This is a genomic window from Microbacterium sp. gxy059 (assembly GCF_050958665.1).
Classification (GTDB): Bacteria; Actinomycetota; Actinomycetes; order Actinomycetales; family Microbacteriaceae; genus Microbacterium.
In genome coordinates, this window is the sequence record NZ_JAMXWT010000035.1 from 1 (window position 1) to 15,780 (window position 15,780).

General features: G+C 72.0%; 14 protein-coding genes. 10 read left to right on the plus strand and 4 right to left on the minus strand.

The genetic code is table 11. The features are described from left to right. Positions 1 to 13 precede the first annotated feature (13 nt). Positions 14 to 796, minus strand: a complete 783-nt coding sequence (locus tag NHL53_RS14175; RefSeq protein ID WP_433777543.1) for an acetoin reductase — start codon at positions 794 to 796, stop codon at positions 14 to 16. 343 nt (positions 797 to 1,139) lie between these two features. Between NHL53_RS14175 and NHL53_RS14180 the strand changes: the two genes are divergently transcribed. Both NHL53_RS14180 and NHL53_RS14185 read left to right on the plus strand, forming a co-directional pair. After that, entirely contained in the window at positions 1,140 to 2,219 is a 1,080-nt protein-coding gene (locus tag NHL53_RS14180) for a GAF domain-containing protein (RefSeq protein WP_433777544.1), read from the plus strand. Between the two features lie 148 nt (positions 2,220 to 2,367). After that, the gene (locus NHL53_RS14185; RefSeq protein ID WP_433777545.1) at positions 2,368 to 3,006 is read left to right on the plus strand and encodes a histidine phosphatase family protein; all 639 of its coding nucleotides are present in this window, start codon (positions 2,368 to 2,370) and stop codon (positions 3,004 to 3,006) included. 545 nt (positions 3,007 to 3,551) lie between these two features. Here the strand turns inward: NHL53_RS14185 and NHL53_RS14190 are convergent. After that, positions 3,552 to 5,291, minus strand: coding sequence for an FAD-binding protein (locus tag NHL53_RS14190; RefSeq protein WP_433777546.1), 1,740 nt, complete (start codon positions 5,289 to 5,291; stop codon positions 3,552 to 3,554). 78 nt (positions 5,292 to 5,369) lie between these two features. On the opposite strand from NHL53_RS14190, the gene NHL53_RS14195 reads away from it, so the two are divergent. Further along, positions 5,370 to 6,305 carry a LysR family transcriptional regulator gene (locus tag NHL53_RS14195; protein WP_433777547.1) on the plus strand — a complete coding sequence of 312 codons (936 nt, stop codon included), beginning with the start codon at positions 5,370 to 5,372 and terminating at the stop codon, positions 6,303 to 6,305. A 288-nt stretch (positions 6,306 to 6,593) separates the two neighbouring features. Here NHL53_RS14195 and NHL53_RS14200 read toward each other — a convergent pair whose 3' ends face one another. Continuing rightward, on the minus strand, positions 6,594 to 7,571 hold the full coding sequence (locus NHL53_RS14200; protein ID WP_433777548.1) for a malate dehydrogenase: 978 nt from the start codon (positions 7,569 to 7,571) through the stop codon (positions 6,594 to 6,596). An 875-nt stretch (positions 7,572 to 8,446) separates the two neighbouring features. Here NHL53_RS14200 and purL point away from each other — a divergent pair. The 4 genes from purL to NHL53_RS14220 all read left to right on the plus strand — a co-directional run bounded on the left by purL (position 8,447) and on the right by NHL53_RS14220 (position 12,494). Beyond that, positions 8,447 to 10,759 carry a phosphoribosylformylglycinamidine synthase subunit PurL gene (purL, locus tag NHL53_RS14205; RefSeq protein WP_433777549.1) on the plus strand — a complete coding sequence of 771 codons (2,313 nt, stop codon included), beginning with the start codon at positions 8,447 to 8,449 and terminating at the stop codon, positions 10,757 to 10,759. Then, positions 10,759 to 10,938 (plus strand): hypothetical protein, encoded by a 180-nt coding sequence (locus NHL53_RS14210; RefSeq protein ID WP_433777550.1) that lies wholly within the window; start codon positions 10,759 to 10,761, stop codon positions 10,936 to 10,938. Before purL ends, NHL53_RS14210 begins: the two co-directional genes overlap by 1 nt. A gap of 346 nt (positions 10,939 to 11,284) precedes the next feature. Next, positions 11,285 to 11,980 carry a hypothetical protein gene (locus tag NHL53_RS14215; protein WP_433777551.1) on the plus strand — a complete coding sequence of 232 codons (696 nt, stop codon included), beginning with the start codon at positions 11,285 to 11,287 and terminating at the stop codon, positions 11,978 to 11,980. A gap of 25 nt (positions 11,981 to 12,005) precedes the next feature. Next, the gene (locus NHL53_RS14220) at positions 12,006 to 12,494 is read left to right on the plus strand and encodes an ASCH domain-containing protein (protein WP_433777552.1); all 489 of its coding nucleotides are present in this window, start codon (positions 12,006 to 12,008) and stop codon (positions 12,492 to 12,494) included. A gap of 94 nt (positions 12,495 to 12,588) precedes the next feature. On the opposite strand, the gene NHL53_RS14225 is transcribed toward NHL53_RS14220, so the two are convergent. Next, positions 12,589 to 13,428, minus strand: coding sequence for an SDR family oxidoreductase (locus tag NHL53_RS14225; protein ID WP_433777553.1), 840 nt, complete (start codon positions 13,426 to 13,428; stop codon positions 12,589 to 12,591). Positions 13,429 to 13,621: 193 nt separating this feature from the next. Between NHL53_RS14225 and NHL53_RS14230 the strand changes: the two genes are divergently transcribed. The 3 genes from NHL53_RS14230 to NHL53_RS14240 are packed head-to-tail and all read left to right on the plus strand — an operon-like array spanning position 13,622 to position 15,704. After that, the gene (locus NHL53_RS14230; protein WP_433777554.1) at positions 13,622 to 13,990 is read left to right on the plus strand and encodes a GntR family transcriptional regulator; all 369 of its coding nucleotides are present in this window, start codon (positions 13,622 to 13,624) and stop codon (positions 13,988 to 13,990) included. Positions 13,991 to 14,031: 41 nt separating this feature from the next. After that, entirely contained in the window at positions 14,032 to 14,970 is a 939-nt protein-coding gene (locus tag NHL53_RS14235; RefSeq protein WP_433777555.1) for an ABC transporter ATP-binding protein, read from the plus strand. Next, positions 14,967 to 15,704: a hypothetical protein gene (locus tag NHL53_RS14240; RefSeq protein ID WP_433777556.1), complete on the plus strand. Its 738-nt coding sequence runs from the start codon at positions 14,967 to 14,969 to the stop codon at positions 15,702 to 15,704. Before NHL53_RS14235 ends, NHL53_RS14240 begins: the two co-directional genes overlap by 4 nt. Positions 15,705 to 15,780 lie beyond the last annotated feature (76 nt).

A 15,780-nucleotide genomic window follows, 5' to 3' on the forward strand; every position in this document is an offset into this window, starting at 1 on the left:
CGCCAGCGGCCGCTCAGTTGTAGAGCATGCCCCCATCGACGAGAAGCACCTGGCCGGTCACATAGCCGGAGTTCTCGCTGGCGAAGAAGGACACGACGCCAGCGACATCTTCGGGCGTCTCGATACGACCGAGCGAGATCGAATCGACGTTCTCCTTGAGGTTCTGTCCGAGCGGCTTGCCGTTGATCTTGCTCAGCTCGGCGTCGATGAGCTCCCACATGCCCGTGCCGACGATGCCCGGAGCATATGCGTTGACAGTGATGCCGTGGGGTGCGAGCTCCTGCGCCGCCACCTGGGTGAGACCGCGCACCGCGAACTTCGACGCGGAGTACGCACCGAGAATCGGGAATCCCTGGATCGACGCGATCGAAGCGGCCGAGATGATGCGGCCCTTGACGCCGCGCTCGATGAACGAGGCGGATGCGGCCTGGATGCCGAACACCACCGAGTTGACGTTGACCTGCAGGATCCTGTTCAGGTCTTCCTCGGTCACATCGAGGATCGGCTTGACCTGCGCGATGCCCGCGTTGTTGACGATCACATCGAACCCGCCGAGCTGGTCGACCGCCGCCGCAACCGCGGCTTCGACGTCGGCCTTGCGACTCACATCGGCGGCCACGAAGATGGCCCGCCTCCCGAGCGCTTCGATCTCGTTGACCACGCCCTCCGCTTTCTCCTCCTGTACCGCGAGGTCGGCGACGACGACGTCGAATCCGTCGCTCGCGAGCTTGAGGGCGATTCCACGCCCGATGCCCTGACCGGCTCCGGTGACGAGGGCGACCTTCGATTCAGACATTTCCGCTCCTTCTCACATCTCTGTGCTCGGCGCCTCGAGCGCCATCGCAGTCACCATACGCGCGCGGCGAAGCCACCGGGTCGTCCCCGCCGGGCGGGTACCGCGGATCCGCGGAACGACAGGAGCCCGAACTCGACGCAACCCTCTGCAACGGCCTGGCCCGCAAGGATCTCCACGCCACGGGAAGGTGGTTGACTGGAGACGTCAGGGAGGTGGCAACGTGGGCTCCGGTATCGACAGCGCCGTAGTCGTCGGCGAGGGGCGTGCAGCGTATGACGCTCTACTCGCGCAGGTATACGAGGCATCGTTCTCCGGACGGAAGCCACCTGCCCGGCCCCGACGGGTGATCGAGGAGTCCTGGACGCGCGTGCGGCGGCGCGGACTGCGTCATACCTCGCCCCTCCCCGATCCGACGGATCCGCATGAGGAAGCGGAGCACCGACATCTCCGGGACGCATACGGCGCGGCGCTCGCGCATACGCAGCCCCTCATCGACGACGGCATGACGATGGTGGTGCTCTCGGATCAGCGAGGCCGGCTACTCGACGCGATCGGTCGCGGATCCGTCCGTTCGCACGCAGACGAGATCGGATTCTCCGAGGGACGGCTCTGGTCGGAGACATCGATCGGAACCAACGCCATCGGCACGGCACTCATCGCACGGCGCGCGGTCGCCGTGCATGGGGCGGAGCACTATCGCCGCGATCAGCACGCTTGGAGCTGCGCAGCGGCCCCCGTGCGCGACCCACGCAGCGGCGCGATCGCGGGAGCGATCGATCTGTCCACGACCACGGATGCCGCTCACCCGACGATGCTCGCTCTCGCTTCCTCTCTCGCGCATGCAGCGAGCCTGGAGCTGGAGCGCCGGCATCACGCGAGTCTCGAGCGTCTGCGATCCGCCGCGCTCAGCATGGCGCGCGAACAGCCGGAGCCATGGATCGCCGTGGACACGTGGGGATGGGTCGCCGATGCGCACCGCGCCGACGTCGGCGCTCGTGTTCCGCTCTCCTCTGCTCTGTCCGAGGGAATCCACTGGATCCCGCCCTGGGGCGAGGTCGCCGCGGAACCCCTGGGCGGTGGATGGCTCCTCCGCCCCGCACTCGGACGTGCCGCCGTCGCTGCAGAGACGAAAGTCGAGATCCACCATGGGAGTCAGGGCGTGCGTCTGTGGGTGACGGCAGGTGCCCATCGCCGGTCTCTTGCCGTGACTCCCCGACAGGCGCAGATCCTCGATCTCCTCAACTCCCACCCCGCGGGTTTCTCCGCCCCGGAGCTGAGCGCCGTCCTCTATGGCACGCCGGAGAAGGACGTCACGGTTCGCGCCGAGTTCAGTCGACTGCGACGCCAGCTCGGAGGGCTCATCGCCGCCCATCCGTACCGCTTCGCAGATGGCGTGCGGGTCTCGGTGTTCGCCGCAGAGTGACACCGAGGAGAAGTGTTCAGCACATAGGTTATCGGCGTGCTGTTTCCGGAGGCCACCGTGCAGATCCTTTCTGTTCGCGCCGCTCCTCCCCACCCCCGCAACCTGCGACAATGCCCATGTCCCCCTCCCCGCGATCCCGGAGGTCCTCATGCGCCTGCTCCTCATCCGCCACGGCGAGACGCCCAGCAACGTCGCGGGGGCTCTGGACACGGGGTTCCCCGGGCCGGGGCTCACGGAGAAGGGGCATCGGCAGGCGCGGGCCGTGCCGGGTGCGCTCGCGCAGGCGCGCATCGACGGCCTCTACGCGTCGCCGCTCGTGCGCACGCAGCTGACCGCGGATCCTCTTGCTACGCAGCGCGACGACGCCCCGCAGGTGCTCGACGGGCTCGAGGAGATCCAGGCCGGCGACCTCGAGATGCGCACCGACATCGACGCCCTGCGCAGCTATCACGCGAGCACGACGGAGTGGATCCGCGGCGACCTCTCCGCCCGCATGCCCGGCGCCGAGAGCGGCCACGAGTTCATGGAGCGGTACGGATCCGCCGTGCGGCGCATCGCCGAGGCGCACGGATCCGACGGCACGGCGGCCGTGTTCAGCCACGGATCCGCCATCCGCCTCTTCACCGCGATCGCCACGGGGCTCGACGAGCGCCGCGCCGGAGCGATGCGCCTCGACAACACGGGCGCGAGCCTGCTCGAGGGCGACCCCGACGAGGGCTGGCGCCTCGTGCGCTGGGTGATGACGCCCCTCGGCGAGAGCGACATCCAGGCCGACCTCGCCGGCTGACGGGGCGCCGCGGATCCCCCATTCCGGCGGGGATCCCGAGAACAGCGGACCCGATCCCCGGGAAGCCGTCCGCCGGCCCCGATATCTCCGACAGAACCGCACGGTCCGGGCCCGCACGCCATCGCCTGTCGCCGAGTCGCCAGGAAACGCCGCCCCACGCCGCTCAGAAGCGGCAGCTCCTGGCGGCCCCGCACGACGCGCGTCTCGGATCCGACCGACCGATCGACCGGGGATCTTTCCCGAGCATCCAGGTCGCAGAAGCGCACCCCTGATCCGCACGGGAAGGTCCGTTTCACGGACCCCGCGGACCCCATGCCCCCCCGAATCGCAGAAACGCACCCGCGATCGGCCTGGGGAGGACCGTCTCGCAGACTCGGACGCTCCCGCATCCCGGGGTCGCAGAAACGCTGCTCGCCCCGACCGGGGATCCCGCGAACGCCGGACGAAATCGATCGAGACCGTCCGGCATTCGCGTCGCCGGGACGCCGCGCAACCCGCCCAGGAGCCCCGCACCCCGAAACCCCGCAGAGCGCGGGCCGAGCACCTCACTCCACGAGCTTGCCGGCGGTCGACACGTCGCGCATGAGGGCGGCGATCTCGTCGGGCACGGGCGGGATCTCCTCCCGCACGACGCCCGCGTCGGGCGACCAGACGAGGTTCACCTGCAGCTGCGGATCCTTCTCGGGGTAGTCGCTGCGGTTGTGGCATCCGCGGGTCTCGCGGCGCTCGAGCGCGGCCTCCAGCGTCGCACGGGCGGCGAGCGCCGACGCCTTCAGGTCGAAGGCGTGCGCGAGATCCTGGAACCCGGCGATGTCGGGGTGGATCCCCACGTCGGCCATGCGCGCCTCGATCTCGTCGAGCTCGGCGAGGCCCTGCGTGAGCCCCTGCTCGTCGCGCACGACGCCCGCGTGCTCGGTCATCGTGTTGCGGATCGCGCGCTGCAGCGCCCGCACGTTCTCGCGCCCGTCGGCCGCGAGCAGGTCGTCGATCTCGGCGCGGGCGACGTCGACCGCCTCGGCCGAGCGGCGCTGCGCGTCGAGGCCCGCCGAGTGCGCGACGGCGGCGCGCCCCACGATGCGCCCGAACACGAGCAGCTCGATGAGCGAGTTGCCGCCGAGACGGTTCGCGCCGTGCAGGCCGCTGGACGCCTCGCCGATCGCGTAGAGGCCCTCGACGTCGGTGCCGTGATCCTCGGGGCGCACCCACACGCCGCCCATCGAGTAGTGAGCGGTGGGCGCGATCTCGATCGGCTCCTTCGTGATGTCGCGCATCTGCAGCTCCATGAGCGTCTGGTAGACACGCGGCAGGCGGGTCATGATCGTCTCGCGCGGCAGGTGCGACACGTCGAGCCACACGCCGCCGTTCTCCGTGCCGCGCCCCTCCTTGATCTCGGTGTACGCGGCGAGCGCGACGCGATCCCTCGTCGACAGCTCCATGCGCTCGGGATCGTATTTCTCCATGAAGCGCTCGCCGAGAGCGTTGCGCAGGATCCCGCCCTCGCCCCGAGCGGCCTCCGACACGAGCGTGCCCGCGGCGTTCTCGGGCTCGAGGATCCCCGAGGGGTGGAACTGCACGAGCTCCGGATCGCGGAGCCGCGCACCCGCGTCGACGGCGAGGCGGAACGAGTCGCCCGTGTTCTCGTCGCGGCGCGAGGAGGTGCGCCGCCAGATGCGGTTGTGCCCGCCCGCGGCGAGGATCACCGCGTCGGCGTGGATGAGGTAGCGCGTGCCGTCCTCGATGTCGAAGCCGTACGCGCCGAACACGACGCCGTCTCGCACGAGGATCCGCGTGATGTAGACGGTGTCGAGGATCGGGATGTCGAGCTGCTCGGTGCGGTTCACGAGCGTGCGCTGGATCTCGAGGCCCGTGTAGTCGCCCGCGAACGCGGTGCGGCGGAACGTGTGCGCGCCGAAGAACCGCTGCGAGATGCGGCCGTCCTCCTCGCGGGCGAAGGCCATGCCGTAGCGCTCGAGGTCGCGGATCCCCTGCTCGGCGCCGCGCGTGACGATCTCGACCGTGTGCGGGTGGGCGAGCCCGTAGCTCTCGGTGATGGTGTCGGCGGCGTGCTGCTGCCACGAGTCCTCGGCGTCCATCGTGCCGAGGGCCGCGTTGATGCCGCCGGCCGCGAGCGAGGTGTGCGCGTCGTGGCGGGGGCGCTTGCCGACGGCGATCACATCGGATCCCTGCTCGGCGACCTCGATTGCGGCGCGCAGCCCCGATCCTCCCGTGCCGATCACGAGCACGCTCGTGGACAGCTGGCGTTCCTGGGCTCTGGCGGCGTTCATGGGACACCACGCTAGGAACCCCGTGACGATTACTCCAATGAATTATCAGAGTCATGACGATGCGCTTACGCTATCGATATGAACCTCGAGCAGATGCGGGCCTTCGTCGAGGTGGCCCGCACGGGGCACTTCACGCGCGCCGCCGAGCGCCTGCATCTCGCGCAGCCGTCGCTCAGCCGGCAGATCGCGACGCTCGAACGCGACCTCGGCGCCGATCTGTTCCACCGCGCCCGCGGCCACATCTCCCTCACGCCGGCCGGCGAGACGCTGCTGCCGATCGCGCGGCGCATGCTCGCCGACGCGGAGCGGGTGCGCCGCGAGATGGACGAGCTCGCGGGCCTGCGTCGCGGGCGCGTGAGCCTCGGCGCGACGCCCACCCTGTGCGTCAGCGTCGTCGCGGAGGCGATCAGCGCCTTCCGTCAGGCGCATCCCGGCATCGAGCTGCGCCTCGTCGAGAGCGGATCGCGCACCCTCGTCGACCGCCTCGCGGAGGGCGCCATCGACTTCGCCCTCCTCACGACGTCGGTCGCGGATCCCGCCTCGTCGCTCGCGCTCTCGCCGCTGCTGACGGAGGAGCTCGCGGTGATCTCGTCGGCCGCCCTGCCGCCCGTCGCCGACGCGGCGCTCACGCTGCGCGAGCTGGCGGAGCTGCCGCTCATCGTGTTCGACGAGAGCTACGACCTGCGCGCGGCGACCGACCAGGCGTTCGCCGAGGCGGGCCTCGCCCCGCGCGTCGTGCTCGAGGGCGCGGAGATGGACGCGGTGCTGCGGTTCGTCGAGCGCGGCATCGGCGTGGCGGTCGTGCCGGCGACGGTGCTCGCGGGGCGCGGCGGCCTGCGCTCGGTGCGGCTCACGGATCCGCGCCTCACCCGCACGATCAGCCTCGCCCACCGCGGCGACGTGACCCCCACCCGTGCGGCGCAGGCCATGCGCCGCACGATCATCGAGACGGCCGACGCGTTCGCCGCGGACGGCGGCGTGCCGGACGGCTTCGTCACGCGCGCCGCCAGCTGACGGCTCCGTTCCCGCGGATCGGAGCCCCCGATCCCCGTCCGCCGGATCCGATATCCCCGCCGCACCCGCTCCCCGCGCGTCCACGACCCCGCGCCGGGTGCCCACAAGACCCGCCGACCGCCTCGACCGCCCCCTCCGCTTCGCACCGCTCCAGCGAAGATCCCGCGGACAGCGGGCCGGAACCCCCGATCGCCGCCCGCCGGATCCGATATCCCCGCCAGAGGGGCGAGACAGCTGGCCGCGATCCTCGCCCGACGCGCGCCGCGCGCGGCCTGACGGCGCCCGCCGCTACAGCACGCCGAGCGCCTCGACCGCCTTCCGCTCCTCGAGCAGCTCGGCGACGCTCGCGTCGATCCGCTCGCGCGCGAAGCCGCTGATCGGCAGGTCGGGCACGATCTCCCAGCGTCCTCCGCGGGAGCGCACGGGGAACGACGAGACGACGCCGGCCGGGACGCCGTAGGAGCCGTCGGAGGGGATCGCCGCCGAGGTCCACGCGTCGCCCGGGGTGCCGTGCACCCAGTCGCGCACGTGGTCGATCGCGGCGGAGGCGGCGGAGGCCGCCGACGAGGCGCCGCGCACCTCGATGATCTCGGCCCCGCGCTTCGCCACCCGCGGGATGAACGCCTCGCGCCACCACTCCTCCCCGACGATGTCGAGGGCGGGCTCGCCGCGCACCGTCGCGTGGCTCAGATCCGGGAACTGGCTCGCCGAGTGGTTGCCCCACACCGCGAGCCCCTCGATCTCGTCGACCCGGGCGCCGGCGCGCTGCGCGAGGAGGCTCACGCCGCGGTTGTGGTCGAGCCGGGTCATGGCGGCGAACCGCTCGGCCGGCACGTCGGGGGCGTGCGCGGACGCGATCAGGGCGTTGGTGTTGGCGGGGTTGCCCACGACGAGCACGCGCACGTCGTCGGCGGCCACGGCGCCGATCGCCGCTCCCTGCGGCCCGAAGATCCCGGCGTTCGCCTCGAGCAGGTCGGCCCGCTCCATGCCCGCGGCGCGAGGCCGGGCGCCGACGAGCAGCGCCACGCTGGATCCGTCGAACGCCTGCCGCGGATCGTCGGTCACGTCGACCCCGTCGAGCAGCGGGAAGGCGGCGTCGGCGAGCTCCATCGCGGTGCCCTCGGCGGCCCGCACGGCCTGCGGGATCTCGAGCAGCCGCAGGCGCACGCGTCGATCCGCGCCGAGGAGCTGGCCCGAGGCGATGCGGAACAGCAGCGCGTAGCCGATCTGGCCTGCGGCCCCCGTGACGGTGACGGTCGTGGTCATGGCGTTCCTCCCGGTTCGGTGCGGATGCCGCCGACCCTACCGGGTGGGTCCGACACGCGAACGGGGTCGGACGCCGAGTCATCCGCGCGGCCCGGCGGCGAGCGCAACGTCCCGTCGGGGAACGCGAGAGCAGCGGACCAAGCCCCGGCCACCATCCGCCGGATCCGATCACTCCGCCGGAACCATGCCAGGCTGACCGCACCGCGCGCCCCACCCCGCCGGAGAACCCACGAACAGCGGACCAGACCCCCCACCGTCCGGGGGGCGGGGCCCGATAGCTCCACCAGACACGCACCTCAGACCGGGGAGGACCGGTTCCCCCTCCGCCCCACACGTCCCGTCCGTCGGAGAACCCCAGGGCAGCGGACCGGATCCCCGATCACCATCCGCTGGATCCGAGGTCTCCGCCCCGAATCGCAGGAGCACACCGTCGACCGCCCCGGCGAGAGCCCTTTCACGGCCCCCGAGGGTCCCTGCCCCCCGCCACGTCGCGGAATCGCACCCATCATCGGTCCGGGGACAGCCGTTTCGTCGACTCGGAGGATCACCGTCCCCACCGAGTCACCGCCCCCGGGGCGCCCCCACTCCTGCACCGTTCCGCCGGAGATCCTGCAGACAGCGGGCCGGATCCCCCGCGAAACATCCGCCGAACTCAATATCTCCGACAGAACGGCCGCGGCTCGACGGCCGATCCCCGCCCCACGCTTCGCGTTCCGTCGGAGGGCCCAGGCAGCGGGTCCGGATCCCCGTCCACGGCGCCCGACAGCTCCGCCGGAACGGCCGCGGGCCGACCGCGCCCCGCCCGGGCCTCGTTCGTCGGACCCCGCCTCTAGACTGGATCCGTCCCTCCGCATCCCGAGCATGGAGCCTGCCGCGTGAGCACAGAACACGTCGTCGACACCGTCGAGAACGCCGCTGCCACCCCCGAGCGCGAGCAGCCGTACGAGGCGCTCGGGCTGAAGCCCGACGAGTACGCGCAGATCCGCGAGATCCTCGGCCGCCGCCCCACCTCCGGCGAACTCGCGATGTACTCGGTGATGTGGAGCGAGCACTGCTCGTACAAGTCGAGCAAGAAGTACCTGCGCCGCTTCGGCGAGAAGGTCACCGACGAGATGCGCGAGCGCCTCATGGTCGGCATGGGGCAGAACGCGGGCGTCGTCGACGTGGGCGAGGGCTGGGCCGTGACCTTCAAGGTCGAGAGCCACAACCACCCCTCGTACATCGAGCCGTTCCAGGGCGCCGCGACGGGCGTCGGCGGCATCGTGCGCGACATCATCTCGATGGGCGCGCGCCCCGTCGCGGTCATGGACCAGCTGCGCTTCGGCGCCATCGACGACCCCGACACGGCGCGCGTCGTGCACGGCGTCGTGGCGGGCATCTCGTCGTACGGCAACTGCCTGGGCCTGCCGAACATCGGCGGCGAGACGGTATTCGACTCCGTCTACCAGGCCAACCCGCTCGTCAACGCCCTCGCGGTGGGCGTCATGCGCCACGAGGACATCCGGCTCGCCAACGCGACGGGCGCGGGCAACAAGGTCGTGCTCTTCGGCGCGCGCACGGGCGGAGACGGCATCGGCGGCGCGTCGATCCTCGCCTCCGACTCGTTCAGCGACGGCGGCCCCACCAAGCGCCCCGCCGTGCAGGTCGGCGACCCCTTCGCCGAGAAGGTGCTCATCGAGTGCTGCCTCGAGCTCTACGCGGGCGAGCTCGTCGAGGCCATCCAGGATCTCGGCGCCGCCGGCATCTCCTGCGCCACGAGCGAGCTCGCGGCCAACGGCGGATCCGGCATGAACGTCGAGCTCACGAACGTGCTGCTGCGCGACCCCTCGCTCACCGCCGAGGAGATCCTCATGAGCGAGTCGCAGGAGCGCATGATGGCGATCGTGGCGCCCGAGAAGCTCGACGCGTTCCTCGCCGTCGTGGACAAGTGGGAGGTCGAGACGAGCGTGCTCGGCGAGGTCACCGGCGACGGCCGCCTCGTCATCACGTGGGAGGGCGAGACGATCGTCGACGTCGACCCCTCGACCGTCGCGGTCGACGGCCCCGTCTACGACCGCCCCGTCGCCTACCCCGCGTGGATCGACGCCCTGCAGGCCGACTCCGCCTCGGCGCTCGAGCGCGCGAGCGACCCCGAGGCGCTCAAGGAGCAGTTCGCCGCGCTCATCGCGAGCCCCAACCTCGCCGACACGAGCTGGATCACCAACCAGTACGACTACTACGTGCTCGGCAACACGGCCCTCTCGTTCCCCGACGACGCCGGCATGATCCGCGTCGACGAGGAGTCGGGCCTCGGATTCTCCATCGCCACCGACGCCAACGGCCGCTACTGCCAGCTGGATCCGTACCGCGGCGCCCAGCTCGCGCTCGCGGAGGCGTACCGCAACGTCGCCGTCACCGGCGCCACCCCGACGGCGGTGACCGACTGCCTCAACTTCGGCAGCCCCGAGAACCCCGAGGTCATGTGGCAGTTCTCGCAGGCCGTCGACGGCCTCTCCGACGCCTGCCAGACCCTCGGCGTGCCCGTCACGGGCGGCAACGTGTCGTTCTACAACCAGACGGGCGACACCCCCATCCACCCGACGCCCGTCGTGGGCGTGCTCGGCATCGTCGACGACGTCTCGCGCCGCATCCCCAGCGGGTGGCAGGACGCCGGAGAGAACATCTACCTGCTCGGCACCACGGCCGACGAGCTCGACGGCTCGGCCTGGGCGGGCGTCGTGCACGACCACCTCGGCGGCGTGCCCCCGCAGGTCGATCTCGAGGGGCACCGCCGCCTCGCCGACCTGCTCGGCGCCGCGCGCGACGAGTGGCTCATCTCGAGCGCCCACGACCTCAGCGAGGGCGGCCTCGCGCTGGCACTCGCCGAGGGCGTCACGCGCTTCGGCGTCGGCGCGCGCGTCTGGCTCACCGAGCTCATGCAGCGCGACGGCGTCGACCTCACGGCCGCGCTGTTCTCGGAGTCGCAGGGCCGCGTCATCGTCACGGTGCCCCGCGAGGAGGACGTCAAGTTCCGCGGCCTCTGCGAGGGGCGCGGCTACCCCGTGCTGCGCATCGGCGTCACCGACACGCAGAGCGACCTCGAGGTGCAGGACGTCTTCTCGTTCTCCGCCGCCGAGCTGCGCGCGATGTCGCAGGCCACGCTCCCCGCGCACTTCGGCCCCACGGTCGTCGAGCCCGAGGCGGTCTGATGGATCCCGAGCGCGAGCGCCTCGACATCCCGCCCGAGCTGGAGGAGCGCGACGACGACATGCGCCAGTCGCGCGTGTACCGCCGCAACCGGCGGATCCGCGGCACCGCCTGGATCGTGATCGTCGCCCTCATCCTCGCCGCGGGCGGATCCACGCTGCTCACGCTCCTGTTCCCGTAGGGCGCGAGGGGCCGCCGGGCGTCGCCGCACGGGGCGTCCGCGGTTCGTCGCGCCCTCCGACGCCGCACCCCGGCAGGCCGGCTCCCTCCCGGCGGGGCCGACGCGGGGTCGACCGGCCCGCCGTTCATCGCCTGAGCCGTCTGTGGATCGTCGACTCTCCCCGGCGGGGCCACGCCGCCCCTCCCGGGCAAGGCCGACGCAGGACCGCGCCCTCCGACGCCGCCCACGCCGACGCCCCGCCTCCGGCGCGCACATCCCCCGTCTTCGCGACATCCCCGCCCCTTCCGCGGACACGTCGCGAAGACACGGGAACATGCGGACCCGTCCCTCCCCTACGCTGAGGCGCATGGACGCGCTGTTCGACTTCCTCGGAAGCTACTGGTGGCTGGGGTTCGTCGTCGCCGGCCCGATCGTCGGCGTCATCGGGCAGGTGCAGGGCTGGTGGAGCAAGCAGCAGGACGTCTCGCATCAGCGCAAGCTCGAGCTCATCGAGGCGAAGGCCCGCGCCCGCGACCTCACGCCCGAGGCCGTCGAGCGCTCCGACGCGGAGGGGCGCGCCGAGCGGCTCCGCCGGCTCATGGAGACGCACGACGAGGTGGCCAGGCGCTGGCTCGAGTACGAGCTGGACCCCGCGAAGCTCATCGCGTTCCCGACGATGAGCGACGGCCGCGACCCCCTCACGGCGGCGTTCCTGCGCGCCAAGAAGGTCGCCGACGCGGCGCGCCCGTCCTCCCCCGAGGCGCGCATCGACGCCGAGAGCTACGCGGAGTACCGCGACGCCGTGCACGACTGCGAGGTCGCGTTCGACGTCGCCGAACAGGAGGCCAGGCGGATCCGCGACACCGGGTTCACGGAGTCCGAGCGCAAGCGCCTCACCCGCGCGCAGCAGCTCCTGAACGTCGCCGTCGACCAGTCGGCCACCGCCGCCGAGCGGCAGACCGCCTACCGTCGCGTGAAGGAGGAGCTCGACGGCCTCCTCGTCCTCTCCGACGCCGCGACCCGCGACCTCGAGCGCCGGGTCGCGGGCGAGATCGAGAAGTAGCCGGCCTGTCTCCTAGGCTGGCCCGATGACCGCCGAGCCCGCCCGCGACGTCGTCGCCGTCTTCTGGAACGCGGCCCGCGCCGCCTCGCCCGACCTGCCGGCGGAGCCGCCCGACCCCGACCGCGTGTGGGGCTTCGGCGCGACGCCCGAGCACGCCGACGGCCTGCTCGCCCTCGTGCTCGACGGCGTGAAGACCGGCACGGCGAGCGCCCTGTGGGACTACGAGGCCGACGGCGATCCGCTCCCCGAGGCGGGCCAGCACGACGTGATCCTCGACGGATCCGGCACCCCGCGGGCCGTCACGGTCACGACCGACGTGCGCATCGTGCCGTTCGACGAGGTCGGCGAGGCCCACGCGCACGCGGAGGGCGAGGACGACCGCACGCTCGCCTCCTGGCGGCGGATCCACCGCGACTTCTTCACCCGCTACGCGAGCCACGACCGCGGCTTCCGAGACGACATGCCCGTCGTCTGCGAGCGGTTCCGCGTCGTGTACGCCGCACCCCGCGGCTGAGCCGCGACGCGCAGGCCCCGAGCCTCCCGCGACGTCGGCCCCCGCTCGCGAGAGGCTCGCGCCGCCGCCCCGGCCGGCCGCGCCCGCTCCGCCGCTACGCCCGCAGCTTCGCGTACGCCTCCGCGAGCGCGGTGCCGACCGCCTCGTCGGCGAACGACCACACGTCGTCGCCGCGCAGCACGACGTCGGATCCGCCGTCGCAGTAGAGCGTCTGCCCGCACATGTGCGAGTTCTGCTCGCCGGAGAGCCAGACGAGCAGGTCGGCGATCGACTCCGGGGGCTGATGCCCGTTCAGCGGCATCGGCACGACGGCGTCGACGGCGGCCGCTCCCTCCGGGGTGGCGAGGAGGTCGGCGGTCATGGGCGTGATGACGATGCCGGGGGCCACGGCGTTCAGCGGGATCCCCGCGCCCGCCCAGTCGGCGCCGGCGGCCTCGCGGCGCACCCATCGCGAGAGGGCGCGCTTGGACGACGGGTAGATGAGATTCGCCGTCTCCGCATCCGCGGCGAGCCCCTCCGCGACCGCGAGGGCGGCCTCCTCGTCGTCGGCGAGCAGGGCGTCGACGAGCTTCGGCGCGTTCGGCTGGAGGGACGCCATCGACGAGACGACGGCCGCGCGCGGCGCCTCCGACCGCGCCAGAGCCGGGCGGATGCGATCGAGGAGCTCGGTGACGCCGAAGTAGTTCACGGCCGCCGTGAGGGCGGTGGGGCCGGACAGCCCGGCGCAGGCGATCACGGCGTCGACGGATCCGCCCGCCGCGTCGACGGCGGCGTCGGCCGCGTCGCGGCGCCCCTCGGGTGCGGAGAGGTCGGCGGTGACGTCGGCGTTCTTCAGGTCGACGCCGACGACGGTCGCCCCCTGCGCGAGCAGCCGCTCGGCGGTGGCCTTGCCGATCCCCGATCCCGCGCCGGTGATGACGTAGGTGCGTGCCATGGTGTCCGTCCTCTCAGAGCGTCGTCGCCCGCGTGAGGCACCACGCGGCGCGCTCTCATCCTGCCGCGCGGGGCGGCGCCCGTGGGGTGGATCCGCGATCCGCCCGACCCGGTCCTCGTGCACCGCTTGACACCTCGCCACTCCTGTGGTTCATTAGTGAAGTAATGAACCACAGAACAGCCAGGAGGTGGTCATGATCGACGAGGGCAAGCCCCTGTTCGTGCAGATCGCCGAGCGCATCGAGGACCAGATCGTCGACGGCTCCCTCCCCGAGGAGAGCCGCGCCCCCTCGACCAACGAGCTCGCCGCCTTCTTCCGCATCAACCCGGCCACGGCCGCGAAGGGAGTGAACATGCTCGTCGACTCCGGAGTGCTCTACAAGAGACGCGGCATCGGCATGTTCGTCTCCGACGGCGCCCGCGAGCGCGTGCTCGCCGACCGTCGCGCGGCGTTCGCCGAGCGCTTCATCGCCCCTCTCATCGCCGAGGCCCGCACGCTCGGGCTCGGGCCCGATGACGTCGCGCAGCTCATCCGCGAGCACGCGACCCCCTCAGTCACCTGACGCGGCACCGCCGCACCCCACCACCGGAAAGGGCCCCGACCATGGACCCCGTCATCCAGGTACGCGACCTCACGAAGAGGTACAAGGAGACGCTCGCGCTCGACGGCGTCAGCTTCGACATCGAACGGGGCGCCATCTACGGCTTCCTCGGCCGCAACGGAGCCGGCAAGACGACCGCCATGTCGATCCTCACGGCGCAGAACTTCGCGACGAGCGGATCCGTGCGCGTCTTCGGCGAGGATCCGTACGAGAACTCCCGCGTGCTGAGCCGCATCTGCTTCGTGCGCGAGAGCCAGAAGTACCCCGACGACGCGACGCCGCTGCACGCGTTCCGCACCGCCCGCCTGTTCTTCCCGAACTGGAGCCAGGAGCTCTGCGACGAGCTGATCGAGGAGTTCCAGCTGCCCGTCAAGCAGACGATCAAGAAGCTCTCGCGCGGCCAGCTGTCCGCCGTCGGGGTCGTCATCGGCCTCGCCTCGCGCGCCGAGATCACCTTCTTCGACGAGCCCTACCTCGGCCTGGACGCCGTGGCCAGGCAGATCTTCTACGACCGGCTGCTCGCCGACTACGCCGAGCACCCCCGCACGGTGCTGCTCTCGAGCCACCTCATCGACGAGATCGCGAACCTCATCGAGCGGGTGCTCGTGATCGACCAGGGGCGGATCCTCATGGACGAGTCGGCGGAGGAGGCGCGCGAGCAGGCGACGAACATCGTCGGCGAGGCCGCTGCCGTCGAGCGGTTCCTCTCGGGGCGCGAGATCCTGCACCGCGAGAGCCTCGGCCGCGTGACGTCGGTCACCTTCCTCGGGAGGCTGTCCCCCGCCGAGCGCGAGGCCGTCCGCGAGGCGGAGCTCGACCTCGCCCCCGTCTCGCTGCAGCAGCTCATCGTGCGCCGCACGCAGCACGCCGTCTCCCGCGGGACGAGCGACCTCAACGACCTGGCCTCCTCGGCCGACGAGCAGGAAGGAGCCCTGCGATGACCGCCGCACACCCTCTGACGGATCTGCCGGCCCGCGGCGCCGCCTCGCGCAGCCGCATCCTCAGCGTGGTCCGCCTGCAGTTCATCAACGCCCAGACGTTCGTGTGGGTGCCGGCGCTCGTGCTGGCCGGCGCGATCATCTGCTCGCTGCTGATCTACGCGATCATCCCGACCGACGGGCCGATCTACGGCGGCGGCACGCAGGCCCCCATGTGGTACTTCCTCGTGATCGGGATCCAGGCCCTCACCCTGTCGTTCCCGTTCTCGCAGGCCATGAGCGTCACGCGCCGCGAGTTCCACCTGGGCACGCTGGCCGCCGCGGCGCTGAGCGCGGCGGGCGTCGCGACCCTCGTGGTGCTGCTGGCCGCGATCGAGCAGCTCACGAACGGCTACGGGGGCATCGGCTTCGTCGCCTACCTGCCGTGGGTCTACTCGAACGGGTGGGCGTCGGCGTGGCTGTCGTTCCTCGTCCTCACGATGTTCGGCTTCGTCGTGGGCTTCTGGTTCGCGACGATCTACAAGCGCTGGGGCAGCGTCGTCGTCACGCTCGTGTCGCTCGGGGTCGCGCTGCTCCTCATCGCCGCCCTGTTCGTCTTCACGCGCTTCGAGCTCTGGGGCGACGTGGTCGCCTGGTTCGCCCACACGGGGCCGACGGGCCTGACGCTCTACGTGATCGGCCTCACGGCTCTGCTGGCGGTCGGCTCGTACCTCACACTCCGCCGCGCGGTGCCGTAGCCCGCGGCGGGCGAGAAGCGGGGGGGGGGGGGGGGGGGGGGGGGGGGGGGCCCCCCCCCCCCCCCCCCCCCCGCCG

What these genes read in the sequence shown, in the direction of transcription:
- NHL53_RS14185 (WP_433777545.1), top strand. Translation starts at nt 2,368, where the DNA reads ATGCGCCTGCTCCTCATCCGCCACGGCGAGACGCCCAGCAACGTCGCG.
- NHL53_RS14240 (WP_433777556.1), top strand. Translation starts at nt 14,967, where the DNA reads ATGACCGCCGCACACCCTCTGACGGATCTGCCGGCCCGCGGCGCCGCC.
- NHL53_RS14200 (WP_433777548.1), bottom strand. Translation starts at nt 7,571, where the DNA reads ATGACCACGACCGTCACCGTCACGGGGGCCGCAGGCCAGATCGGCTAC.
- NHL53_RS14190 (WP_433777546.1), bottom strand. Translation starts at nt 5,291, where the DNA reads ATGAACGCCGCCAGAGCCCAGGAACGCCAGCTGTCCACGAGCGTGCTC.
- NHL53_RS14220 (WP_433777552.1), top strand. Translation starts at nt 12,006, where the DNA reads ATGACCGCCGAGCCCGCCCGCGACGTCGTCGCCGTCTTCTGGAACGCG.
- NHL53_RS14195 (WP_433777547.1), top strand. Translation starts at nt 5,370, where the DNA reads ATGAACCTCGAGCAGATGCGGGCCTTCGTCGAGGTGGCCCGCACGGGG.
- NHL53_RS14215 (WP_433777551.1), top strand. Translation starts at nt 11,285, where the DNA reads ATGGACGCGCTGTTCGACTTCCTCGGAAGCTACTGGTGGCTGGGGTTC.
- NHL53_RS14175 (WP_433777543.1), bottom strand. Translation starts at nt 796, where the DNA reads ATGTCTGAATCGAAGGTCGCCCTCGTCACCGGAGCCGGTCAGGGCATC.
- NHL53_RS14225 (WP_433777553.1), bottom strand. Translation starts at nt 13,428, where the DNA reads ATGGCACGCACCTACGTCATCACCGGCGCGGGATCGGGGATCGGCAAG.
- NHL53_RS14210 (WP_433777550.1), top strand. Translation starts at nt 10,759, where the DNA reads ATGGATCCCGAGCGCGAGCGCCTCGACATCCCGCCCGAGCTGGAGGAG.
- NHL53_RS14235 (WP_433777555.1), top strand. Translation starts at nt 14,032, where the DNA reads ATGGACCCCGTCATCCAGGTACGCGACCTCACGAAGAGGTACAAGGAG.
- NHL53_RS14230 (WP_433777554.1), top strand. Translation starts at nt 13,622, where the DNA reads ATGATCGACGAGGGCAAGCCCCTGTTCGTGCAGATCGCCGAGCGCATC.